Source organism: Paenarthrobacter sp. TRD_SC_7, from assembly GCF_056156245.1.
Genome location: NZ_CM149587.1, coordinates 1311840 through 1335873 on the forward strand (window position 1 = coordinate 1311840; position 24034 = coordinate 1335873).

20 protein-coding genes are annotated in these 24034 nt (G+C 63.3%); 16 read left to right on the plus strand and 4 right to left on the minus strand.

Translation table 11 applies throughout. The features are described from left to right. Positions 1-40: 40 nt before the first annotated feature. From AC0J5Z_RS06550 to proC, 7 genes are all read left to right on the plus strand, one after another. On the plus strand, positions 41-1690 hold the full coding sequence (locus AC0J5Z_RS06550; protein ID WP_475038303.1) for a DUF7059 domain-containing protein: 1650 nt from the start codon (positions 41-43) through the stop codon (positions 1688-1690). Further along, the gene (locus tag AC0J5Z_RS06555; protein WP_475038304.1) at positions 1687-2397 is read left to right on the plus strand and encodes an ArsR/SmtB family transcription factor; all 711 of its coding nucleotides are present in this window, start codon (positions 1687-1689) and stop codon (positions 2395-2397) included. The genes AC0J5Z_RS06550 and AC0J5Z_RS06555 overlap by 4 nt, the downstream gene beginning before the upstream one ends. 125 nt (positions 2398-2522) lie before the next feature. Beyond that, the gene (gene topA, locus AC0J5Z_RS06560; protein ID WP_475038305.1) at positions 2523-5246 is read left to right on the plus strand and encodes a type I DNA topoisomerase; all 2724 of its coding nucleotides are present in this window, start codon (positions 2523-2525) and stop codon (positions 5244-5246) included. A 66-nt stretch (positions 5247-5312) separates the two neighbouring features. Beyond that, positions 5313-5747, plus strand: a complete 435-nt coding sequence (locus tag AC0J5Z_RS06565; protein ID WP_475038306.1) for an SseB family protein — start codon at positions 5313-5315, stop codon at positions 5745-5747. Between the two features lie 89 nt (positions 5748-5836). Next, the gene (locus tag AC0J5Z_RS06570) at positions 5837-6958 is read left to right on the plus strand and encodes a Ppx/GppA phosphatase family protein (RefSeq protein ID WP_475038307.1); all 1122 of its coding nucleotides are present in this window, start codon (positions 5837-5839) and stop codon (positions 6956-6958) included. A 1-nt stretch (position 6959) separates the two neighbouring features. Beyond that, positions 6960-7793, plus strand: a complete 834-nt coding sequence (locus AC0J5Z_RS06575; protein WP_402935199.1) for a sugar phosphate isomerase/epimerase family protein — start codon at positions 6960-6962, stop codon at positions 7791-7793. 273 nt (positions 7794-8066) lie between these two features. Then, positions 8067-8897, plus strand: a complete 831-nt coding sequence (gene proC, locus AC0J5Z_RS06580; RefSeq protein ID WP_475038308.1) for a pyrroline-5-carboxylate reductase — start codon at positions 8067-8069, stop codon at positions 8895-8897. 31 nt (positions 8898-8928) lie between these two features. Here proC and AC0J5Z_RS06585 read toward each other — a convergent pair whose 3' ends face one another. Together AC0J5Z_RS06585 and AC0J5Z_RS06590 are read right to left on the minus strand one after the other, a co-directional pair. After that, a complete protein-coding gene (locus tag AC0J5Z_RS06585) occupies positions 8929-9567 on the minus strand; it encodes a potassium channel family protein (protein WP_011775951.1) in 639 nt (212 codons plus the stop codon). A 40-nt stretch (positions 9568-9607) separates the two neighbouring features. Beyond that, positions 9608-11041 (minus strand): TrkH family potassium uptake protein, encoded by a 1434-nt coding sequence (locus tag AC0J5Z_RS06590; RefSeq protein WP_475038310.1) that lies wholly within the window; start codon positions 11039-11041, stop codon positions 9608-9610. Positions 11042-11143: 102 nt separating this feature from the next. Between AC0J5Z_RS06590 and AC0J5Z_RS06595 the strand changes: the two genes are divergently transcribed. From AC0J5Z_RS06595 to gdhA, 3 genes are all read left to right on the plus strand, one after another. Beyond that, on the plus strand, positions 11144-12370 hold the full coding sequence (locus AC0J5Z_RS06595; RefSeq protein WP_475038312.1) for an acetoin utilization protein AcuC: 1227 nt from the start codon (positions 11144-11146) through the stop codon (positions 12368-12370). 67 nt (positions 12371-12437) lie between these two features. Further along, entirely contained in the window at positions 12438-12977 is a 540-nt protein-coding gene (locus AC0J5Z_RS06600) for an ArsR/SmtB family transcription factor (RefSeq protein WP_475038315.1), read from the plus strand. 207 nt (positions 12978-13184) lie between these two features. Beyond that, on the plus strand, positions 13185-14522 hold the full coding sequence (gene gdhA, locus AC0J5Z_RS06605) for an NADP-specific glutamate dehydrogenase (protein WP_475038316.1): 1338 nt from the start codon (positions 13185-13187) through the stop codon (positions 14520-14522). An 80-nt stretch (positions 14523-14602) separates the two neighbouring features. Here the strand turns inward: gdhA and AC0J5Z_RS06610 are convergent, their stop codons facing one another. Continuing rightward, positions 14603-15949, minus strand: a complete 1347-nt coding sequence (locus AC0J5Z_RS06610; RefSeq protein ID WP_475038317.1) for an alpha-hydroxy acid oxidase — start codon at positions 15947-15949, stop codon at positions 14603-14605. A 76-nt stretch (positions 15950-16025) separates the two neighbouring features. On the opposite strand from AC0J5Z_RS06610, the gene AC0J5Z_RS06615 reads away from it, so the two are divergent. Continuing rightward, on the plus strand, positions 16026-16724 hold the full coding sequence (locus tag AC0J5Z_RS06615) for a FadR/GntR family transcriptional regulator (RefSeq protein ID WP_475038318.1): 699 nt from the start codon (positions 16026-16028) through the stop codon (positions 16722-16724). Positions 16725-16765: 41 nt separating this feature from the next. Here the strand turns inward: AC0J5Z_RS06615 and AC0J5Z_RS06620 are convergent, their stop codons facing one another. Then, positions 16766-17797, minus strand: a complete 1032-nt coding sequence (locus AC0J5Z_RS06620) for a LacI family DNA-binding transcriptional regulator (RefSeq protein WP_475038319.1) — start codon at positions 17795-17797, stop codon at positions 16766-16768. A 180-nt stretch (positions 17798-17977) separates the two neighbouring features. Here AC0J5Z_RS06620 and AC0J5Z_RS06625 point away from each other — a divergent pair, with 180 nt between their 5' ends. Genes AC0J5Z_RS06625 through AC0J5Z_RS06645 form a run of 5 tightly spaced genes read left to right on the plus strand, consistent with a single transcriptional unit; the run spans position 17978 to position 23936 of the window. After that, positions 17978-19390 carry a Gfo/Idh/MocA family protein gene (locus AC0J5Z_RS06625; protein ID WP_475038320.1) on the plus strand — a complete coding sequence of 471 codons (1413 nt, stop codon included), beginning with the start codon at positions 17978-17980 and terminating at the stop codon, positions 19388-19390. A 29-nt stretch (positions 19391-19419) separates the two neighbouring features. Continuing rightward, positions 19420-20418, plus strand: a complete 999-nt coding sequence (locus AC0J5Z_RS06630; protein ID WP_475038322.1) for an NAD-dependent epimerase/dehydratase family protein — start codon at positions 19420-19422, stop codon at positions 20416-20418. Next, positions 20415-21320, plus strand: coding sequence for a 5-dehydro-4-deoxyglucarate dehydratase (locus tag AC0J5Z_RS06635; protein WP_475038323.1), 906 nt, complete (start codon positions 20415-20417; stop codon positions 21318-21320). Before AC0J5Z_RS06630 ends, AC0J5Z_RS06635 begins: the two co-directional genes overlap by 4 nt. Beyond that, complete coding sequence (locus tag AC0J5Z_RS06640; RefSeq protein ID WP_475038325.1) at positions 21320-22504, plus strand: mandelate racemase/muconate lactonizing enzyme family protein; 1185 nt, start codon at positions 21320-21322, stop codon at positions 22502-22504. The genes AC0J5Z_RS06635 and AC0J5Z_RS06640 overlap by 1 nt, the downstream gene beginning before the upstream one ends. Then, on the plus strand, positions 22485-23936 hold the full coding sequence (locus AC0J5Z_RS06645; RefSeq protein ID WP_475038327.1) for an aldehyde dehydrogenase (NADP(+)): 1452 nt from the start codon (positions 22485-22487) through the stop codon (positions 23934-23936). Before AC0J5Z_RS06640 ends, AC0J5Z_RS06645 begins: the two co-directional genes overlap by 20 nt. Positions 23937-24034: the final 98 nt, after the last annotated feature.

Consider the following 24034-nt stretch of genomic DNA (forward strand, 5'->3'; position numbering starts at 1 on the left):
AGGATCAATAGGCATAGTGCGTCGCCCCTACACTTGCAAGGTGACTGACACAGCTTCCTCCTTTACCTCCGGCAGTACTGCCGATGCTCCCCGCAGTGACCGCCCCGAACTGCTTTCGGCGCTCGCCGCAGACCTTCGGGCCATCTCCTACACGGTGGATGGCGTGGCTGAACTCCTGGGAGCATCCGCCTCGGAGGCACTTAGCAGGGACCAGCTGATTCCTGCGCTCCTGGCCAGTGAACGGCTTATGGACTCCGAGGACCCGAACCTCCGGGCACAGGCAGTGATTGTTCGTCTCTGGCTGCTCGCTGTTCCGCAGTCCGTAGCGGACATCGATTTCGCCCTCCCCGGCATCCGTTCTCAAGGCCTTGAGGAGCTGGGGCTGATCACCGTGGAATCCGGGATGGCCAAGGCCAAGGTGGACCTGCGCCCCTACGGCTGGGACACCAACACTGATGGCAGTGGCGGTGCTGAGCTCTGGGTCGCCAGCGACCTCGCAGCCCACCAGCAGCCGGGAGTGTTGAGACATGACCATGTCCTGGGAATTGGACGTGCCTCCACAACGCTGGTCCAAACCACGTTCAGGAAGCACAGCAAACGTGCGCTGGACGTGGGTACCGGCTGCGGTATCCAGACGTTTCACCTGCTCCATCACTGCGAGCACGTCACGGCCACGGACATCTCTGAGAGGGCACTCGCATTCACCCGCTTCAACCTTTTGCTGAACGCGGCTGAACTGGAGCTGGACCCCAGCAACTTGGAGGGTCGTGTGAGCCTGCGGCTTGGATCGCTCCTTGAACCGGTAGCAGGGGAGCAGTTCGGCCTGGTGGTATCAAACCCGCCCTTCGTCATCACTCCGCGAACGGGCGAGGAATCGTCGGCGGACCAGTTCACGTACCGCGATGGCGGCCTTCCCGGCGACGAAATCGTGGCGTCCCTCGTACAGTCCCTGGCCGAGGTCCTCGAGCCCGGCGGAACAGCGCAAATGCTCGGCAATTGGGAGGTTACTTCTGGTACGGACTGGAAGGACCGGCCGAGGGCATGGCTCCAGGACTCAGGTTTGGACGCCTGGTTCATCCAACGGGAGCAGGTGGGCCCCGAGCAATACGCGGAGACTTGGCTCCAGGACGCATCCCAGAACCGCGAGGGCCAGCAATACCAGGAAGCGTACGCCGCCTATCTGGACGACTTTGCTTCCAGGAACGTCCAAGGTATTGGCTTCGGCATGATTTGGCTGCGCCGCCCGGAGGCACCCCTCGAGGTCATCATCAGCCGCTTCGAGGAAATCACATACCCAATAGAGCAGCCGATCGGGGCGCATCTGGGTGCTGCCGTGGAACGGGCTGATTGGGTGGCCGCATATTCGGTCACGGAGGCGCACTTGGTGGTTGCCGAGGACGTCACCGAAGAACGGCACCAGCGTCCCGGAGCTCTTCATCCCGGGGTGATCCTCCTGAGGCAGGGGGCCGGACTTCGCCGGACCAATCTGCTCAGTACTGAGCTGGCCGGGTTCGTCTCCGCCTGCGACGGCCAATTGTCGGTCCGGCAGATCGTCTCGGCTTTGGTATCGCTCCTGGGCGGGGGTGAGGACTTCGACGAAGAATCCTTCCGCGAAGGGCTTTTCCGCGACGTCACCAACCTGGTCCTGGACGGGTTCCTGCTTCCGGACCCGACGCGGGTCAGCCCATGATCCGGGGCGGGGTGCCGCGCTCAGCAACCACCGGACCTCCCGGAAGTGACCCTGACTACACTGATGAAGTGACTGCGAACAACGAAACATCCCAGGCGTCAGGCGACGTTCCTCGGCGGAAGCGTGCCGAGAAGACGGTTGAGATCACTGATCCCAAGGCTATCCGTGCATTGGCGCACGCCGCCCGGATTGAGGTTATCTCTGAGCTCTATGCCACACAGGTCAGCCACACAGCCACCGAACTCGCTGCCAGGACCGGTCTGACGCCCAGCGCGATGAGCTACCACCTCAGGGCCCTGCAGAAATGGGGGATCGTGGCACCAGCGGAAAACGCAGGCGATGCCCGGGAACGCCGCTGGAAAGCCGCTGGTACTGACTTCACTATCTCGGGAGGCAGCGTCGCCAGCCCTGAGATTGCGGTGGTCGACCTTGAGTTGGATGCCTTCCGACGCCGGGCTTCGGCCTTCGCCAAGGCCCGCGGGGAACGCCGTCAACGGGGCGAAACGGGTGAAGAGCCGGCAGCGGTGGTCCTCTCCAGCAACCTGCTGTACTTGACCAACCCGCAACGCAGGGAACTTTTGGACAGAATCCGCGCGGTCCTGCGGGAGTATGAACTCGAGGATCCGACCCGGATACCGGAAGGTGCTGAACGTGTGGCAACCTTGTGGTCGATGATCCCGGATGACCGGGTAGCGCCCGGTCAGTAACAGACCCGCAGGGTCTTCGAATGTCCGTCCTGGTTTCCGCACCAAAACGCAGGATTCTGCAAACTATGGTGAACTAGGCCAATATGGGCACCAGCCCAATTACACATTTTTTCTGTAGGAGCACCGTGCCCAGCAAGGCAAAAACCGGCAAGAAACTCGTGATCGTGGAGTCTCCCGCCAAGAGCAAGACCATCGCCAAGTATCTTGGCGAGGGCTTCATCGTCGAGGCTTCGATCGGCCACATCCGGGACCTCCCGCAGCCGTCGGACCTCCCTGCCGAGCTGAAGAAGACCTCGTTGGGCAAGTTCGCTGTCGACATCGAAAACGACTTCAAGCCGTACTACGTTGTTTCTCCGGACAAGAAGAAAAAGGTCGCCGAGCTCAAGGCCCAGCTGAAAGACGCTGACGCCCTCTACCTCGCAACTGATGGGGACCGCGAAGGCGAAGCCATCGCGTGGCACCTCCTGGAGGTCCTGAAGCCCAAGGTTCCCGTCTACCGCATGACCTTCGGTGAAATCACCAAGGAAGCCATCCACCGCGCCATGGACAACCTCCGGGATGTCGATACCGCTTTGGTGGATGCCCAGGAAACACGTCGTATTCTTGACCGCCTCTATGGCTACGAGATTTCCCCCGTGTTGTGGCGCAAGGTTGCCCGCGGACTGTCCGCTGGCCGCGTCCAGTCCGTGGTGACCCGCATGGTGGTTGACCGGGAACGCGAACGCATGGCCTTCCGGGCCGCATCCTACTGGGACCTCACGGGCCAGTTCGGTTCAGATTCGGGTTCTTTCAAGGCCAAGCTTGCCGCCGTGGACGGTTCCAAGGTAGCCAGTGGCCGGGACTTCAACGACAATGGGCAGCTCACCTCCTCAAACGTGGTGCACCTCAACGAGGAACTCGCCACGTCCTTGGCTACCGGTCTGGAGAACGCTGATTTCCGCGTCCGCTCTGTAGACACCAAGCCGTATACCCGCCGCCCCGCCGCGCCGTTCACCACGTCCACGCTGCAGCAGGAAGCCGGCCGTAAGCTCCGCTTCTCGTCAAAGAGCACCATGCAGGTTGCCCAGCGCCTGTATGAAAACGGCTACATCACTTATATGCGTACCGACTCGTCCGCCCTGAGCGACGAAGCGCTCACGGCAGCCCGGCGCCAAGCGTCCGAGCTTTACGGTCCCGAGTACGTGCCCCAGAGCCCCCGTGTCTACGCCAACAAGGCTGCCAACGCCCAGGAAGCTCACGAGGCCATCCGTCCCGCGGGAGACTCCTTCCGCACTCCCGCACAGGTTGCCAAGCAGTTGAGCGGTGATGAGTTCCGCCTCTACGAGCTCATCTGGAAGCGCACGGTCGCCTCCCAGATGGCCGACGCCAAGGGTTCCACGGCCACCATCCGCCTCGGTGCCGTGGCTGCTGACGGTCGCGACGCCGAGTTCTCCGCTTCCGGCACGGTCATTACCTTCCCCGGCTTCCTCGCAGCCTATGAAGAGGGCAAGGACGAGAGCCGTGGTGATGAGGAATCCGATGAAGCCCGCCGTCTGCCCAACGTTGCCAAGGATGATTCCCTGACGGCTTCGGACATCGTGGCTGTTGGCCACGAAACCTCGCCGCCGCCGCGTTACACGGAAGCGTCACTGACCGCCGAGTTGGAAAAGCGGGGCATTGGCCGCCCCTCTACCTACGCATCCACCATCTCCACCATCCAGGACCGTGGCTACGTTCGTAAGCAAGGTTCTGCCCTGGTTCCCAGCTGGATCGCATTCTCCGTCATCCGCTTGCTGGAACAGCACTTCACGGATTACGTGGACTACGAGTTCACGGCAGACATGGAAGGCGACCTGGACAAAATCGCCAACGGCCAAGCCGTGGGTGCTGCCTGGCTCAAGCACTTCTACTACGGTGAAGACGCAGACCCCGGCCTGCTGAGCATCGTGAACAACCTCGGCGAAATCGATGCCCGCGAGATCAATTCCGTGCCCATCGCCGACGGCATCACGCTGCGGGTGGGCAAATTCGGCCCATACCTGGAAAGCTCCATCCCCACCCTGGATGCGAAGACCGGCGAAGTGGTTGAGTCCGCACGGGCAAACGTCCCCGAGGAACTCGCTCCGGACGAACTCACGGCCGCCAAGGCCAAAGAGCTCATGGAGACCGCAGCCCCCGAGGAACGGGTCCTGGGAGCCGATCCGCACACCGGCCACACGATTGTTGCCAAGAATGGCCGCTACGGTGCCTACGTCACCGAGATCATCCCTGAGATGACCGAGGAACAGCTGGCCAACCAGCCTGTGGAGTACTACAAGAACGGCAAGCCCAAGCCTCCCAAGAAGCCTGTGAAGGCCAAGCCGCGTACCGGTTCGCTGTTCAAGTCCATGACCGTGGATTCGGTCACCTTGGATGAAGCCCTCGCGCTCATGAGCTTGCCCCGGGTCCTCGGCGAGGATGCGGATGGCAACCCCATCACGGTGCAAAACGGCCGCTTCGGGCCGTACCTGAAGAAGGGCACGGACTCCCGCTCCATCGGTTCGGAAGAGGAAATCTTCACGATCACCCTGGAACAGGCCCTGGAGATCTACTCGCAGCCCAAGCAGCGTGGCGCCCGCGCCTCTGTACCGCCGCTGGCCGAGTTTGGTCCGGACCCCGTCTCCGAAAAGAACATTGTGGTGAAGGAAGGCCGCTTCGGCCCCTACATCACCGACGGCGTCACCAACATCACCGTCCCGCGCACAACCTCCCTTGAGGAGCTGACCCGGGAACGCGCCGTCGAGCTTTTGGCGGAAAAGCGGGCCAAAGGGCCGGTCAAGCGGACCACCACCCGCAAGGCACCGGCCAAGAAGGCCACAGCCAAAAAGTAGTCACCATGACGGCCGGGGCAGCACTCGCGAATTGCGTCCCGGCCGGCATCGTGGTCGAGTAGAACCATGACTGAACAGACGGTTTCTCCGGACAACGAACCCTTGAACGACCTCGAGGCGAAGCTCGCTTCGGCCGAACAGCCGGACGCGAACCCGGTGGACGTCATCCTCGCTTTCCTCAATAACGAGGTCTACCTCGTCAGCTCGGAAGCCGTGGACGGACCCGACTCCTCGGTGGAGCCCTTGGTGCTCTCCAACGCCGACGGCCAGCCCGTTCTGGCCGTCTTTAGCCACCCGAGCCGCGTCGATGATCGATTCCTCGAAGCAGCCCCGCACGTCCTGGGCACCATGGGTTCAGCGATCCTGGGAAACATCGGAGACGAACTCGGCATGGTCATCAACCCGGGAAGCGAATTCGGCTTCGAAATCGACCCCGAGGGCATTGCGAACATTCGCCGCGACTTCAAGCGTGCCGACGAAGCAGGGGAGTCCGCCGAATAGCGGTCGACCAAGCTGCCGGTAACCATCCGGTCAGCGAAACGTCGTCGCCAAGTTGCTTCACGGGCTTCGAATCGGTGAATAATGGCAGAATGCGTCTTGGCGTTCTCGACATCGGGTCCAATACCGTCCATCTACTGCTGGTGGACGCTCATCCCGGCGCGCGTCCGGTAGCTTTTGCTTCCCACAAGCGCCCCCTTTCGCTGGTGCAGTACCTCGACGGCGATGGCAACATCAACGACGCCGGCCAGCACGAGCTCATCGAGTTCGTCCTGGAAGCCTGGGAGTTCGCGGCCAGCCACAAGGCGGAGGACCTCCTGGCGTTCTGTACCTCGGCCATTCGCGAAGCAACCAACGGTCCGGACGTTCTGGCCCGGGTCAAGCACGAAACCACGGTGACCCTCCAGGAACTCACGGGCAGCGAAGAAGCCTCAATGACCTTCTTCGCCGTACGGCGTTGGTACGGATGGGGCGCAGGTCCCATCCTTGACCTGGACATCGGGGGCGGCTCCTTTGAAATGGCGTATGGAACTGATGAACTCCCCGAGTACGCCACATCCGTTCCCCTGGGCGCCAGCCGTTTGACCCGGGACTGGCTCCACGATGATCCGCCCACTGCTAAGAGCGTGAAGGAACTGCGCCGCTACATTCGGTCCACTCTGAAACCGGTGGTCCGAGACTTCCATGAGTTGGGCCGCGCCAACCTGGTGGCCGGCACCTCCAAGACGTTCCGCTCTTTGGCCCGCATCGCCGGTGCAGCCCCCAGCGCTGCCGGACCGTACGTGAAGCGCGAGCTCCACGCAGCAGACCTGGGGCTGTGGGCGCAGCGGATTTCTGCCATGACAGTCGAGGACAGGTTGTATCTTCCCGGCGTCTCCGATGCGCGCGCCCGACAGTTGTTGGCGGGCGCCCTCGTTGCTGAAGCGGCCCTTGAGCTCTTTGAATTCCCCAAGATGGAAATCTGTCCCTGGGCCCTTCGTGAAGGCCTGATCCTGCGCCGCCTTGACCAGCTGGTGTTCGAGGAAGCCCTGGATCCGGCGCCGCACGTGGGCAAGCGCAAGAAGGACAAATCCAAGAAAAAGGCAGCCAAGGAAGCCGGCAAGATCCCGGACAAAGAAGAGCCCCACCCGGGGTTCAAAGAATTCCCCGTCCCTGTGAATACACCGTCCCCATCACCCATCCCAGCCCCCGTGGCAGGGGGGCTGGCCTCCTGAGATGAGCAACGACGTCGAACCTGAAGTGAATGACCGCCAGATTCCCGTGGCGCTGTCCAGCGCCTCCGTGTACCCTCTGAGCGTCCACGACGCCTTCGCAGTGGCGCAGGACCTGGGTTACGAGGGTGTTGAGGTGATGGTCACCAACAACGCGGTGAGCCAGAACCCCGACGCCCTGATCCAGTTGAGCCACCGGTACCACCAGGAGATCGTCTCCATCCATGCCCCCACCTTGTTATTGACACAACAGGTCTGGGGCACGGCGTGGAACAAGATCGAGAAATCCTGCCAAATGGCCGCGGACGTCGGTTGCGACACCGTAGTGGTCCACCCGCCGTTTCGCTGGCAGTCCAATTACGCGGAGAACTTCGTGGAGGGCGTTCGTGAAATCGCGGCGAGGTACCGGGTGCGCATTGCCGTGGAGAACATGTACCCGTGGCGCGTTCGTGGACGCGAGGCGGTGGCCTACCTGCCGCACTGGGACCCCTTGGGCCAGGATTACGACGACGTCACCTGGGACTTCTCGCACGCCGCCACTGCCGGGGCCAACAGTCTCGAAGCCATCAAGGCATTGGGGAACAAGCTCAGGCACGTGCATCTCACCGACGGCTCGGGTTCCGGCAAAGACGAGCACCTGGTGCCCGGCACCGGAACGCAGCAGTGTGCCGATGCCTTGCAGCATTTGGCAACCACGGGTTTCGACGGCGTCGTAGTGGCGGAGATTTCAACCCGCAAGGCGAAGGTAGCGGGGGAGCGCGAAGAAATGCTGGCAGAAACCCTGCGTTTCGCCCGTCAGCACCTCAGCGTCCCGTTGCTGCGCAGCGTAGACAACTAACCGACGTCGTGCGCTGTACACCAGCGCCGGTCCTTGATGACAGCGCTTAAATGCGAAAGCACCGGCGGCCGAATCGGGAAATGGGGGAAAACCCGCCCGGCCACCGGTGCTGCTGGCGGACATCCCCATGCCCGCCTTCATCACTCGCACCCTCAATGAGGTAACTACTAAGTTACGGACCAAGAATGAGTGCTGCCTGCAATAACCTTGGGAGCAAGCTGGGAATCTGGAATCCGTTAGACCCCGTCCAAGGCCAACTGCAATGATGGAGCCATGAGCAACCGAATCGCATTCCTTGGCTGTGGATCCATGAACGAGGCAATCCTGGGAGGCCTGCTTGCCGCCGGGACGGACCCGTCCGACATCGTCGCCACCGTCCGCCGTGCCGAGCGGGCGGACGAACTCGCACAGCGCCATGGGGTCATGGCCATCGCAGGCGAGGAGGAACCGGACAACAACAAATTGGCCACCAAAGGCTCCAGCATGGTCATCCTGGGCGTCAAGCCGGTGGGCATCCTGGACCTGGCCCGGGAGATCAGCCCCGCGTTGGGGAAGGACACGATCGTTGTCAGTGTCGCAGCGGCGGTCTCCATCGCCCAGCTCGAAGCGGCGCTACCGGAAGGCCAGCCGGTGATCCGCACCATGCCCAACACGCCCGCAAGATTGGGCCGCGGCGTCATATCTGTCTCCCCGGGTACTCATTGCACGCCTGAGCAGCTGGAGAAGGCGAAGAAGGCGCTGGCTGGCGCCGGCACGGTGGTCCAGATTCCCGAAGAACAGGTGGACGCGCTGTCCGCTATCAGCGGTTCCGGCCCGGCCTACGCGTTCTACCTCGCCGAAGCCATGGCTGCGGCTGGCGTGGAGCTCGGTTTGGACGAGGAGCTGTCCGTGATGCTTGCCCGCGAAACCGTGGCAGGTGCTGGCTTCATGTTGGCCGAACCGGGAGCAAACCCCTCTGCCCTCCGCATCGCCGTCACCAGCCCCAACGGCACCACCGAGCGGGCCATCGCGGCCTTCGACGACGGCGGGATCCCCAAGATCATCGCCGACGGCGCCCGCGCGGCAGCCGCCCGGGCAGCAGAGATCACCAAACAGCTCGGCTAGCCCCTACGGCCGCGCCCCTACGGCCGCGCCCCTACGGCCGCGCTGCGAAGCGCTCCAGCAGGTCCACGTGTCCGGACACGATCAACATGTCGTGGCCGGACACTTTGGTTTCCGGCCGGGCGTACGTGAAGTCCTCACCAGGGGTTTTCACGCCGACGATCGTCACGCCATACTTCGAACGCACCTTGGATTCCTCCAAAGTGAAGCCCACGGTTTCCTTGGGCGGGTACATCTTGACGATCGCGTAGTCGTCGTCGAACTCGATGAAGTCCAGCATTCGCCCGGATACCAGGTGGGCTGCGCGGACGCCGGCATCGGCCTCGGGATAGATCACGTGGTTGGCGCCGATCCGGGTGAGGATCTTGCCGTGCGAGGGCGTGATGGCCTTGACCCAGAGGTGCTGGATGCCCAGGTCCACCAGGTTCACGGTGATGAGCACGGAGGACTCGATGGACGTACCAACACCCACCACCGCTGAGCTGAATTCCTGGGCACCGAGCTGGCGCAGGGCATCGATGTTGGTGGCGTCGGCTTCCACGACGTGCGTGAGCACAGGCGCCCACTTCTGGACGAGGGTGCGGTCACGTTCGATCGCCAGGACTTCACGGCCCTGCTTGACCAGTTGCTCAGCGGTCGCAGAACCGAACCGGCCAAGGCCAATCACCAGCACTGGTGCGTTGTGGGCGGGGCGGTTGGCCGCCCCCGTGGTACTAGCCAATGATTGGCCTCTCTTCCGGGTAGTGGTACAGCTGGCTGCGTTGGCGCAGGGCCAACCCGGCCGCGAGGGTTACGGTCCCAACACGGCCTGCGAACATCAGTGCGGTTAACACGTAAACGCCCGACGGCGGCAGCTCGGCACTGAGGTTGGTGCTCAGCCCCACGGTGGCGAAGGCGGAGATGGATTCGAAGAGCACACGGTCAAGTGAGGCGCCGCTGATGGAGAGCAAGAGGAATGCCGCCACCGACACCAGGGTGGCTCCGGCGACGATCACCGAGATGGCCACCCGCATAGTGCCCTGCGGAATGGTGCGTCCGTAGACCTTCACGTCGGCGTCGCCGCGGGCTTCGGCCATGATGGCCAGGAACATGACCGCGATGGTTGTCACCTTGATGCCGCCCGCCGTGGACGCTGAGCCGCCACCGGCGAACATGAGGGCGTCGGTGAGGAGCATGGTGGTGGATTCCATGTGGTTTTGGTCCACAAGGTTGAAACCGCCCGAGCGGGTCATCACGGAGGCGAACAACGAATGGATCACTTTGTCGCCCATGTCCATGTGGCCGATGGTCCGCACGTTGTCCCACTCCATCAAGGCCCACAGGACCGTGCCTGCCGCGAGGAGGATGAACGAGACCTGGATTGTGAGCTTGGTGTGGAGATTCCACTTTTTCCAGTTCAGCCCGTTTTGCTGGAGCACCATCACCACAGGAAAGCCCAAGCTTCCGAGGAAGACGCCCAACATGAGCGGAATGAGGATCCAGAGGTCCGTTTCGTAGGGGACGATGCCATCGGAGTGTGGCGTGAAACCTGCATTATTGAACGCTGAAATGGAGTAGAAGACGCCGTGCCACACGGACTGCCAGAAGTCTTCGCCCAGCACCATGAATCTGGGAATCAGGGCTATGGCCAGAGCGGCTTCAATGACCACGGACGTGACTATGACGATGCGCAGCAGCGTACCGACCTCGCCGAGCCTGCCTGCGTTGTTCATGGCTTCCTGGGCGATCAGCTTGCCGCGCACCCCCAGCCGCTTGCTGACCATGAGGGCCAACAGCGAGGCAAGAGTTAGTGTGCCGAGACCTCCGACGAAGATGCCCACCAAAATAACCAGCTGACCAAAGAAGGTCCAGTGTGTGGCCGTGGAAACTACTGTCAGTCCGGTCACGCAGACGGCGGAGACTGCCGTGAACATGGACTGGTGCAGGGGTGTGACTGTGCCCGCGGAGGAAGCGGCGGGCAGGGACAACAAACCGGTGAAAATCAGGATCACCACGGCAAAGACGGTCAACGCCAAACGTGCCGGTGAGGTGTTGGCAATGTTGTCGATGAAGTCGCGCACGCGCGTGAAGATCCAGAGACCTTCCCGCTCCTGCTGGTTGGGTTGCCAGTTGGTCGGGCTCGTGGGCCGCGACTGGCTTTGAGACATGGCGCTCTTCCTCGGTTGAACAAGCTTTCCTGAGTAGTAAACCACTATTCCCGCGGCGTAACCGGGCAGTGGGGTCCTCAGGGCTCAGGTAGCCTGTTCTGGATGAACTCACGGCTTGGAACAACGGCTTCCAGCATTACGCGGTCCGCACTGCCAACGACGGTGGTGTGGGACCCAGCCATGACTGCCTACAACTTTGGCCCGGGTCATCCCATGGCTCCGCAACGGCTTGAACTGACAGCGCGGCTGGCCGAATCCCTTGGCCTGTTTAACCACAAGCATGTGGCCGTCGAGGCGCCAAACGTGGCAACCGACGTCGAACTTTTTACCGTGCACAGCCGCGAATACGTGGAGGCCGTGCGCCGCGTCAGCGTGGACCCCTCGGCTCCGGAGGAGGACCGCGGCCTGGGAACTGAGGACGATCCCGCGTTTGCCGGGATGCACGAGGCCAGCGCACGCCTGGCCGGCGGTTCGCTGCTGGCGGCTGAGACCATCTTGTCCGGCCAAGCAGTCCGGGCTGTGAACTTCAGCGGCGGGATGCACCATGCCGCACGCGAACGGGCAAGCGGCTTTTGTGTCTATAACGATGTTGCGATGGCCATCCAAAGGCTGCTTGACGGCGGTGTGCAACGCGTCATGAGCATTGACGTCGACGCCCACCATGGCGACGGTACGCAGAGTATTTTCTGGAACGACCCCCGTGTCATGACCATCAGCCTGCACGAATCGGGCCTCACCCTCTTCCCTGGGACCGGCTTTGCCAATGAAACCGGCGGACCAAACGCCCCGGGGACTGTGGTTAACGTCGCGCTTCCCGCGTTTACCGGAGACGCGGCCTGGCTGCGGGCTTTCCATGCGGTGGTCCCGCAGCTTGTCGGCGCGTTCCAGCCCGAAGTCATTGTCAGCCAGCACGGCTGCGACTCCCACCGGGACGACCCCCTGACGCACCTCAACCTCAGCGTTGATGGACAGCGTGAGGCGGCTTCCGCCGTCGCCGGCCTCGCTGCCCGCTACTGCGACAACCGCTGGATCGCCACCGGGGGAGGCGGTTACGACGTCACCGGTGTTGTGCCACGTGCTTGGAGCCACCTGATCGGGATGGTGACGCAACGTCCGGTGCCGCTCAGTACGCCCGTGCCTGAAGCGTGGCGGACGTACGTGAAGGAAACGTACGGCGTGTGGGCCCCCGAGTCGATGAGTGACGACGTGGATGTCTGGTGGCGCTCCTGGGAGGTGGGCTACGATCCCGCGGACGAGGTTGACCGGACCGTCATTGCCACGCGCAAAGAGATCTTCCCCCTCTATGGCCTGGATCCCTGGTTCGACTGACGGTTCGGGTCCGTAGCGCCACGAAACAGGGATGCCAATCGGCGTATATGTCGCTAGGGTGGGAGGCATGGTGACTGACGACGTATTTGCCGTCATAGCTGAGGCAACCAGGCGCGACATCCTGGTCTCCCTCCGCTCTGGGGATAAAGCTGTAGGCGAATTGGTGGAGGAACTGGCTGCGAGCCAGCCCACCATCTCCAAGCATTTGAAAGTGCTCCGTGAGGCGGACCTCGTCAGCATGCGCGCCCAGGGCCAGAAGCGCTTCTACGCGCTGAATCCCAAGCCGCTCGCCGGCGTGGCCAGCTGGTTGGAAACGTTCGACGTCGGCACCCCGGCGCCCGCCGTCGTCGCACCTTCTGAAGCAGCCCCCGCTGCCGCGGACGCAGTTGATTTCGCCCCGGAGGTCCCCACCACCCGCACGGATGCCATAGGTCAGGCAGTGAAGGTCCACGCGAGCGGAACCCCTGTCTCTGTGGACCTGGCGTCGGACGACACCGTGCCGCAGCAGATCGGCCGCACCGTGGGCCGGGCAGCAACTAAGGCCGCTGACCTTTTGGCCAATCTTCCGAATCTGCCGAACCTGCCCAAGTTCGGCCGTAAGCGATAGCTTGCCACGACTTAACGTGATCCTTCTCACATTGTGAGTTTTTGTTGGTCTCTTGTTTCCTTGAGTTTTCAACGATTTTCTACGGTTGTGTTAACTCCTTGACCCGGGTCACATTGCCTCCGGATGGAGATCCTATATCCCTCGGTGCAACCATGAGCGGGACTGATCGTCTCGCCGCTGGCCGGCGCACTGAGGATAGGAAGACGCATGGATTCAAGGCTCGAAGCAGTCCGCGACACTGTGTTGGCGCGGAACCCGGGGGAGAAGGAATTCCACCAGGCCGTCACTGAGGTCTTCGAAAGCCTTGGCCCTGTTCATGATCGTCATCCTGAATTCCTTGAGGGCGCTGTTCTTGAACGTCTGTGCGAGCCCGAGCGGCAAATCATCTTCCGCGTCCCCTGGACCGACGATGCCGGCCGCGTCCACGTAAACCGTGGCTTCCGTGTCGAGTTCAACTCCGCACTTGGCCCGTACAAGGGCGGACTCCGCTTCCACCCCTCGGTGTACTTGGGAATCGTGAAGTTCCTCGGCTTTGAACAGATCTTCAAGAACGCGCTCACCGGCATGCCGATCGGCGGCGGCAAGGGTGGCTCGGACTTCGATCCCCGCGGGCGTTCCGACGCCGAAATCATGCGCTTTTGCCAGTCCTTCATGACTGAGCTGTACCGCCACATCGGCGAGTACACCGACGTCCCGGCCGGTGACATCGGCGTGGGCGGCAGGGAAATCGGCTACCTCTTCGGCCAGTACAAGCGCATCACCAACCGCTATGAATCCGGCGTCCTCACCGGCAAGGGCATTTCGTGGGGCGGCTCCCTGGTTCGTCCGGAGGCCACCGGTTACGGCACGGTGATCTTCGCCCAGGAGATGCTCAAGACCCGGGGCCAGTCCTTCGACGGACAGCGCGTTGTGGTCTCCGGTTCGGGCAACGTCGCCATCCATGCGATCGCCAAGGCCCAGGCCCTCGGTGCCACCGTGGTGGCCTGTTCCGACTCCGCCGGTTACATCGTGGACGAGGCGGGGATCGACGTCGCGCTTTTGAGTCGGATCAAGGAAGTGGAGCGCGGGCGGCTCACGGAGTACGCCGAACGGCGGCCGGGAGCGAACCACGTTTCCGACGGTTCGGTGTGGGATGTCAACGGCACCGTGGCCTTGCCCTGCGCCACGCAGAACGAACTCGACGGCGAGGCTGCCGCCAAGCTGGTCAGCAACGGCCTGATGGCCGTGGCTGAAGGTGCCAACATGCCTTCCACCCGTTCAGCCGTGTCAGTCTTCCAAGAAGCCGGGATCCTGTTCGGACCGGGCAAGGCCGCCAACGCGGGTGGTGTTGCTACCTCCGCGCTGGAAATGCAGCAGAACGCCAGCCGCGACTCCTGGTCTTTCGAGCACACGGAACAGCGCCTCACCGAGATCATGGTGGGCATCCACGATCGCTGCGCCGCGACTGCCGACGAATACGGTGCGCCCGGAAACTACGTGGTGGGGGCCAACATCGGTGGCTTCGTCAAAGTGGCCGATGCGATGCTGGCGCAGGGCCTGATCTAGTACCCCTTACCCAACTAAGTAGCAGTAGGGGCCGTTTTGAGCGTTCAAAACGGCCTCTACTGCTACCTGCATGGGTGGTTTTAGCGCTGGAGCAGCCGCACGTGGTCCGGGTTGAGGTCCGCCACCTTGCTGACACCCAGCAGTGCCATGGTCCGGGTCATGTCCTTCTCGAGGATCTGGATGGTGCGGTCCACGCCTTCGCGTCCGCCAGCCATGAGTCCGTAGAGGTAGGCGCGGCCGATCAGCGCGAAGTCGGCGCCCAGGGCCAACGCAGCAACAATGTCCGCGCCGCTCATGATGCCGGTGTCGAGCATGACCGCAGCCTTGCTGTTATCTGCCTTCAGTGCCGAGGTTACCTCCGGGAGCAGGTGGAACGGGATGGGGGCGCGGTCCAGCTGGCGGCCGCCATGGTTGGACAGGATGATGCCGTCGGCGCCGTGGTCCACTACCTTGCGGGCGTCTTCCACGGTCTGGATGCCCTTGACTACGAGCTTGCCCTTCCAGGTTTCGCGGAGCCAGTCGAGGTCCTCGTAGGTCAGGGTGGGGTCGAACATGGAGTTGATGAGGTCAGCCACGGTGCCGGTGTAGCGCCAGAGTGAGGCAAACGTCAGGGGCTCGTGAGTGAGGAAATTGAACCACCAGGCCGGGCGGTAAGAGGCGTCCAGGACGGTCTTGATGGTCAGTGCGGGCGGGATGGTCATGCCGTTGCGGACATCGCGGAGCCGGGCGCCGGCAACTGCGGTGTCAACGGTGACCATGAGGGTGTCGTTGCCGGCTTTGGCGGCGCGCTCGATGAGTTCGAGGGAACGGTCGCGGTCCGTCCACAGGTACAGCTGGAACCAGTTGCGGCCGTTCGGCGCGGCGGTGGCGACGTCCTCGATGGACGCGGTGCCCATGGTGGACAGGGTGTAGGGAATGCCAGCAGCCTCCGCGGCCTGCGAGCCGGCGTACTCGCCTTCGGACTGCATCATGCGTGTGAAGCCCGTGGGGGCGATGCCGAACGGGAGGCGTGATTCCTTGCCCAGGATGTCCGTGCGGAGATCGATCCTCGAAACGTCACGCAGGATGCCCGGGCGGAATTCGATGTCCTGAAAAGCCTGGCGTGCGCGGCGGAGGGTGATTTCTTCCTCGGCGGCACCGTCCGTGTAGTCGAAGGGTGCTTGCGGGGTGCGGCGCTTGGCGATGTCCCGCAGTTCCCAGATGGTGCTGGCGCGCTTCAGGCGGGCGGTCTTGCTGAACTCGGGCTTCTTGAACTGCATCAGCGGCGCCAGGTCGGAAACCTTGGGTACGCGGCGCTTCAGTGCAGGTGGCTGCACGGCAGATGCCTTCACGACGCCGGTCTGCGGCTGTGGTGCACGTGCCACGTTTTGGTCGCTGCCGGCATTGGCGGGCGCGGCGGTGATCTTGGGGTCGAGGGTGTCGGTCATGCGGTTCTCCCTTGAATTCTGTGGTCTAACCACACTGTAATCCATGTGGTTGGACCACATCAACTAGTATTCCGGTATGCGTACCCATGAGTTGGTCCTGCAATGGATCGAGAAGCAGCTGTCTGATGGAGACCTCGCCCTGGGTGGTCGGCTCCCGGGCGAGCGTGCCATGGCCGAGCAACTCCAGGTTTCCCGGACCTCGGTGCGCGAGGCCGTCAGGATCCTCGAAGCCATGGGTGTGGTCCGCGCTGGCGTAGGTTCGGGCAAGGATGCTGGAACTGTGGTGATCGCCGAGCCCGGTTCTGCCCTCGGCTCTACGCTTCGGCTGCATGTAGCCACGCGCCATCTTCCCGTGGCGGACATCGTGGAGACTCGGGTCCTTTTGGAGTCGTGGGCGGCTGAACGCGCCAAGGTGGGTGCTCCGGCGCTGATGGAGGCCGCGGAGCTGCTGGATCAGATGGATGGTGCCCCGGACATTGATTCATTCCTTGCCCTTGACGCGCGTTTTCACGTGGCGCTGGCCCAAGCGGCAGGCAACTCAGTGGTCAGCGCCATGATGGCGTCGCTCCGGGGCGCCATCGAGAACTATGCCGGCGAGCTCACCGGAAATCTGCCCGATTGGAATGCGACGTCCAGCAGGCTTCGGGCCGAGCACCGTGCCATCCTCGCCGCTGTGAACCATAACGACGGCGGCAAAGCAGCTGAGCTTGTTGCCGCGCACATTCAAGGCTTCTACAAGGAGGCCGGTGTGGGCTCAAACCCTTCGCCCACATGACATTTGATGCCATTGTTCGGCGCGAACATTGGCATCAAGTGTCAACTCGCGGGTTTGAGGGCCGGTGCCGCGGTGCTCTTGCGGAGTTCCACCCGGGGCGAGAACTCGTCCTGCGCCTGGGTGGTGGCTTCGCCGGCCTGTTGGATCTGTTCCCGCATCCTGCGCCAAGCCAGGCTACCGAGCTCGTTGATGGGCACGGCGGCGGTGGTCAGCGGGGGAGTGGTGTATTTGGCGAACGGAATGTCGTCGAATCCGGTTACTGAGATGTCTTCCGGGACGCGCACTCCGCGTTCGTGCAGCCCGCTGAGCAGCCCCATGGCTACGAGGTCGTTGAATGCCAGGATGCCGGTGGCGCCGCTGGCGATGATGGCCTCGGTGGACTCATGGCCCGAGTCGAAGTTGGATCCGCCGTGGAGCATCTGCAACTCGATGTCCGGGTGCTCCTTGCGGAATTGGTCCAAGCCCACCAAGCGTTGGCGATTTGATGCACTGTGCTCCGGGCCGGAGAGGAACACCAGGCGGCGGTGGCCCAAAGTCACCAAATGCTGCGCCAGTTCCTGGATGCCCTGCCCGTAGTCCACGCTCAGGCTCGGAGTATTGGTGGCAATGGTGGTGCGGTTGATCAGCACCAGCGGATGCAGGGTGGGGGCCAACTCCTCCAGCTCGGCATCGCTCATGCGGGGGGCGCAGAGGACCACGCCATCACAGCGGCGACGGGCCTCGCCCGCAAGGATGGCTTCCTCGCTGGTGACTTCCGATGAGTCGGCAATGAGGACGCGGTACCCGTCCTGGGCCGCCGCGATACTGAGTCCGCGAAGGATGGCCTGGAAGGTGGGGTTGGCCAGGTCCGGCACAACGATTCCGATGGTGTCTGTCTTGCCGAGTGCCAGGCTGCGCCCCACTGGATTGGGTTGGTATTTCAGTTCAACCGCGGCGGCTCGGACCCGGGCGGCAATACCGGGATCCACGGCAGCATTGCCGTTCATGACGCGTGAAACGGTGGCGTGCGAGACGCCCGCCTTCTCTGCGACATCGGCGATGCCGACGCGCCTGTTGGTGTTCCTGCGTGCCATGTGGCCCCTTCCCATTGCTCGCCTCCCGCATGCTCCGTCGTTGGAGCAGTGGTTGACGTGACCACCAGAGTCTTGATACAAAGCTTATAACGCTCTGAGAAAACGCTTTCTCACGATTCTTCCCATACGAAGCCGGGCCGTCAAGCGGTTCCCTCCTGCCTTCCTGAAAGGGGCACCTACATGGTCAACGTCGACTCAGCCGAAAACAAGACCCAATCTGCCGAAACGACCACCCGGACTCAGGCCCACAAGCGGACCCGTATAGCCCTGATTGGAACCGGCGGCCGCTCGGAGATGTATATCCGGGCCATCTACGGGCAGCACGCGGATGTCGCAGAACTTATTGCGCTCTCGGACGTCAACCAGGGTCGCGTGGACTTCTACCAGGACCTGATCAGGGAACTCGGCGGAACTGAGCCGGTGGCTTCCTTTGCCCCCGGCGAGCTCACCAGCTTCATCCAGTCCAATGGCATCGAGCGGGTCATCGTTACGACGCCCGACTACACCCACGCGGACTACATCGTTGAAGCGCTTGAGGCGGGCGCCGACGTCGTGGTTGAAAAGCCCCTGACCATCGATATGGAGGGCTGCCGCCGCATCACCGAGGCCGTGGCGAAGACAGGCAAAAACGTGGTGGTGACCTTCAACTATCGCTACTCGCCGCGCAACACCGCTCTCAAGGAAGTCATCCAGAACGGCGTGATCGGCAAGGTCACCTCCATCGACTTCAGCTGGGTGCTGGATACCGTGCACGGCGCTGACTACTTCCGCCGCTGGCACCGTGAAAAGAAGAACTCCGGTGGCCTGCTCATCCACAAAGCCTCCCACCACTTCGACCTCGTCAACTGGTGGATCAACGATGTTCCGGAGCGCGTGTTCGCCTCGGGTGGCCTGCGCTTCTACGGCGAAAAGAATGCTGCCGAGCGAGGCTTGGGAGACCGTCCGGAGCGCGGCACCGTTGATGGCCTGGGGCACGATCCGTTCCGCTTGGACATGCGCGAGGACGAGCGCCTGAAGGCACTGTATTACGACAATGAAAAGTTTGACGGCTACATCCGTGACCAGGACGTTTTCACCGAGGGCATCACCATTGAGGACAACCTCGCCCTCGTGGTGGATTACCAAGGCGGCCCCACGCTGAGCTACTCCCTGAACGCCCACAGCCCGTGGGAAGGCTACCGCGTCACCGTCAACGGCACCGAGGGCCGGGCCGAACTCGAAGTGGTGGAACGCGCCGCCGTCGAGTCCAGCACCGACAAGAAGACCGTAGTGGACCCGAGCGCCACGCCCATCAAGGAAGACGACGCAGTGCGCCGGAACGGCGAGCGCCTGGTGGTTCAACGCCACTGGGAAGCAGCCTACGAGGTTCCGATCATCAACGGCGAAGGTGGTCACGGCGGCGGCGACAACCTGCTCCTTTCGGACCTCTTCAATGGCCCGGGCGTTGACCCGCTGGGCCGCCCCTCCGGCTACATCGACGGCCTCCGCTCCGTGTCAGTGGGTATCGCCGGAAACAAGTCCTTGGACACCGACCTTCCCGTCCGCATCAGTGAACTTGGGCTCGGCGCTGATCTCAGCCGCGGCCAAGCCTGACCGTTCACTACCCAAGCAAGGAAAAGACCATGAGCAGGATTTTCGTCACCGGTGGTTCCGGCAGGCTCGGCCGCAGCGTTGTGGCTGGACTCGCGGAGGCAGGCCATAAGGTGATCTCCGTTGACCGCGACGCCATTCCGGCGGAGCAGTTGCCGGTCGGGGCCGAGCAGTTCACCGCAGATCTTTTGGCGCCGGGGGAGGCGGAGCGGCTCATCCGCGAAACAGCGCCCGACGCCGTCATCCACCTCGCTGCTATTACCGTGCCTTTCAGCGCGCCGGAGGATGTCATTTTCAGCACGAACACCCGGCTCGCCTATGCAGTGGTCAGCGCGGCCACCGACGCCGGTGTCCCCAAGATCGTGACGGCAAGCAGCCCTACCGCCCTGGGCTATGGTTCACCGGCGGGGTGGCTGCCGCCATCGTTCCCTCTGAACGAGCAGACGCCGCCCAAGCCGTGGAATGCGTACGCGCTGTCCAAGCTGATCGCCGAGCAGACCGTGCAGATGTTCGCTGCCGCTCAGGGTAACAAGATCAGGTACGCAGCGTTCCGTCCGTGCTACGTCATCTCCCCGGAGGAGTGGGAAGGCGCGCTGACACAGCAAGGGCACACGGTCCGTGAGCGGCTGCAGGATCCGGCACTTTCGGCCCCGGCGTTGTTCAACTATGTGGACGCGCGGGACGTAGCTGACTTCCTGGACGTGCTGCTGGACAAGATGGATGCCATCCCTAACGGCGAGGTGTTCTTCGTTGGCGCGAAGGATGCTTTGGCCACAGCACCTTTGGCTGGTCTGTTCCCGCGATTCCTGCCTGGCAGCGGACCACTGACTGAAAACTTGACGGGTACCAGCCCGGCGTTCTCCATCGACAAAGCCCGGGAACTCCTGGGCTGGGAGCCGAAGAGAACCTGGCGCACCGAACTTACGCCGCCATTCGAGGGCGAAGACACAGCAGCAAACGAACACGCAGCACTCAATGACGAGATCCCCGCCGGCTTGGTTCCGGCGGGAGCAACCAAGGAGACACCATGAACTTCGACGGCGTACTGTTCTTCCCCGTCACTCCCTTCGCCGAAGACGGCACCGTGGATGTGGCGTTGCTGAAGGAGCACATCACCTCCCGGCTTCCGTTCGGCCCGGGCGGTGTGTTCCCCGCGTGCGGCACGGGCGAATTCCATGCGCTCTCACTTGAGGAGATCCGTACTGTGGTGACTGCCGCCGTCGAGGCCGTTGCGGGAGCCGTACCTGTAGTCTCCGGCGCAGGTGGGCCCTTGGGGCACGCTATTGCTGCAGCCAAGGTGGCCGAGGAAGCCGGTGCGGACGCCCTCCTGGTGCTCCCGCCGTACCTGGTCACCGGTCCCACCGACGGCGTTGTGGCCTACGTTGAGGCCATTGCCGCCGCGAGCAGCCTGCCGGTCATCGTGTACCACCGCGGCACGGCCAAGTTCACCGCAGAAGCCATTACCCGACTTACGGCCAACCCGAAGGTGGTTGGCTTCAAGGACGGAATCGGCGACGTCGGCCTGGCCCAGGAAATTGTTTCCGCGATCAACGCCAGCGGCCGCACTGACTTTGCCCTGTTCAATGGCCTGCTGACGGCCGAACTGACCCAGGGTGCTTACCGCGGCCTCGGCATTCCCCTGTACTCCTCGGCCGCGTTCGCCATGGCCCCGGAAATCGCCAAGGCCTATTACGACGCGTACGTGTCTGGAGACGAGGAGCGCCGCCACGCCTTGCTGGAAGGTTTCTACGCTCCGCTCGTCCGTCTCCGTGACCAGACTCCGGGCTTCGGTGTTTCCCTCATCAAGGCAGGGCTGCGCTTGGCCGGGCTTCCCGTTGGCCCGGTTCGTCCGCCCTTGGTGGACCCCTCCGAGGAACAACTACTGGAACTCAAGTCCATCCTGGCCAAGGGCCACGAGCTGGCCGGCAGCTGATGCCGGCCCGCATTACGGGCCTCACCAGCAGGCTGATCACGGTCCCGCTGCTGCGCAGCTGGGGTGTTGACGCGCCCGAAAACCATGTGATTGTTACCGAACTGACCACGGACGACGGCGGCACGGGCCACGGTTTCTCATGGACACCGACCATTGGTCCCCAGGCAGTCAAGGCCCTCCTGGACTACGACATCGCTCCGTTCGTCGTGGGTCTGGAAGCCAACCCGGAAATAGTCTGGGACCAGCTCTGGAAGCGGCTGCACGAAGCAGGTGGGGGAGGCCTCACCACTATCGCGATGTCGGGTGTGGACCTCGCCCTTTGGGACCTGAAAGCACGGCAGGCGGGCACGTCCGTCACAGGGCTTCTTGGCCAACGCCAGGAATCCGTGGAGGTGTACGGCTCCGGCGTGAATCTCCATTACACGCTGGATCAGCTCGTCGAGCAGGCCCAGCGATGGGTGGCCGCCGGGCATAATGCCGTGAAGATCAAGGTGGGCAAGCCCGAGCTCCGGGAAGACGTTGAGCGCGTTGCCGCTGTCCGGCAGGTCATAGGCCCGGACCGGCTGCTCATGATCGACGCCAACCAGCGATGGGACCTGGCCCACACGTTCCGTGCCTTGGAGGTTTTGGGGGAGTACGGACTGGAGTGGCTGGAAGAACCCATCCGCGCTGATGACCTTTGGGCCTACCGGCGATTGCGTAAGCAGTCGCCGGTGCCCATTGCCCTGGGGGAGAACGTCCACACCGTTTACCGTTTCCGTGACTTCATCGAAGCTGAAGCGGTGGACATCATCCAGCCCAACATCGTCCGCGTGGGCGGCATTACCCCGTTCCGCAGGATCGTTGAGTTGGCCCGGGCCAACAGCATCAGGGTGGCGCCGCACCTGCTCCCGGAACTGTCCGGGCAGCTGGCTCTCACCCTCGCCGAAGCCGTCAGCGTGGAGGACGTGGAAGACGCCTCCTTCGGGCAGCTAGGCATTCTGGCCGGGCCCTCGCCTGTCCGGATCAGCAACAGCACCGGAAGAAGCAGGCTCAGCAGCACAGGCTGTCCCGGGCTTGGCTTCGAATTCACAGGACAGCCGGCACAGCTGCCCGCAATTGAGACCGCCGCCCCTGAGAGTGTCGCCCTTGAGGGCGCTGCCCCCGAGACTAAAGGAAACCGCATTGAGTACAGCAACTCTTGACCTGACAGCCATCACGGTCGCAGCCACCGAAGCTGCAAAGGCGACCGCAGCAGCGACAGACGCGGAGCGTGCAGCCTGGCTGACCGCCGTCGCCGACGCCCTGGACGCCAATGTCACTGAACTGGTGGCTATTGCCGATTCCGAGACGAGCCTGGGCACTGTCCGGCTCACGGGCGAGGTAGCACGGACCAGCGGGCAGCTCCGGTTGTTCGCCAACGTGATCACTGAGGGCTCGTACCTTGAGGCGGTCATTGACCACGCTGACCCTGCCTCCACCCCGCCCAAGCCCGACTTGCGCCGCATCCTGCGTCCGATCGGTCCGGTAGCCGTGTTCTCGGCGTCGAACTTCCCGTTCGCTTTCTCCGTGGCCGGTGGCGACACCGCATCCGCGCTGGCGGTGGGCTGCCCGGTGATCGTCAAAGCTCACTCGGGACACCTCCGCTTGTCTGAGCGGACTGCCGAGATCGTCAGCGAAGCCTTGGCCAAGGCAGGGGCGCCCGAAGGAATCTTCGCCTTGGTCAGCGGCCGCGAGGCAGGCACAGCCCTGGTGCAGGATCCCGCCATCAAAGCCGTCGGGTTCACGGGATCCATCCCTGGCGGACGCGCATTATTCGATCTCGCTTCCTCCCGTCCGGAGCCGATCCCGTTCTATGGCGAGCTCGGCAGCCTGAACCCGGTGGTCATCACGGCGGACGCGCTCGCGGAACGCGGCCACCAGCTCGCAGCGGGCCTGGCTGGTTCCTTCACCATGGGTGCAGGCCAGTTCTGCACCAAGCCGGGGCTCGTGTTCATCCCGGCGGGCACGGATTTCGCGTCGCAAGTGGCGGAGGCGAGCAAGGACAAGCCGACGGCCGCCATGCTCACCGAGCGCATCGCGGAGGCATACCCGGACGGGCTGCGGAACGTTGCCGAGCAGCCGGGCGTCGCCGTCGTCAGTGGCACGGTGCAGCAGGACAGCTTGGCGGACGGCGCCGCACCGGTGGTCTTCTCCACGAGTGCGGCCAACGTGCTGGAGCGGCCCGAGGAGCTGTTGGAGGAGTGCTTCGGCCCCACCACTTTGCTCATCGAGTACGCCAACCAGGAGGAACTGACCGCGGCCCTCGCGAAGGTCCCGGGCAGCCTCACCGGCACAGTGCACGCACAGCCGGGCGAGGACGTTTCCGCGCTTGTGGAGCAACTCAGCGGTCTCGCCGGCAGGGTCCTCTTCGACGGCTGGCCCACAGGTGTTGCTGTGAACTGGGCGCAGCAGCATGGTGGCCCATACCCGGCCACGACGTCCTTGTTCACCTCAGTGGGCGCTACTGCGGTGCGCCGCTTCCAGCGTCCGGTGGCATACCAGGATGCTCCGGAGACTGTCCTGCACCCGGCCCTGCACGAAGCCAACCCGCTGGGCATCCCCCGGCGCGTGGACGGCGTGCTGACTCTCAGCTAACTCACCCAACTAAGTAGCAGTTAAGCGCGTTTTGAGCCCTCAAAACGCGCTTAACTGCGACCTAATTGGGTAGGCGCACGAAAGGGGCGGGGTCACCG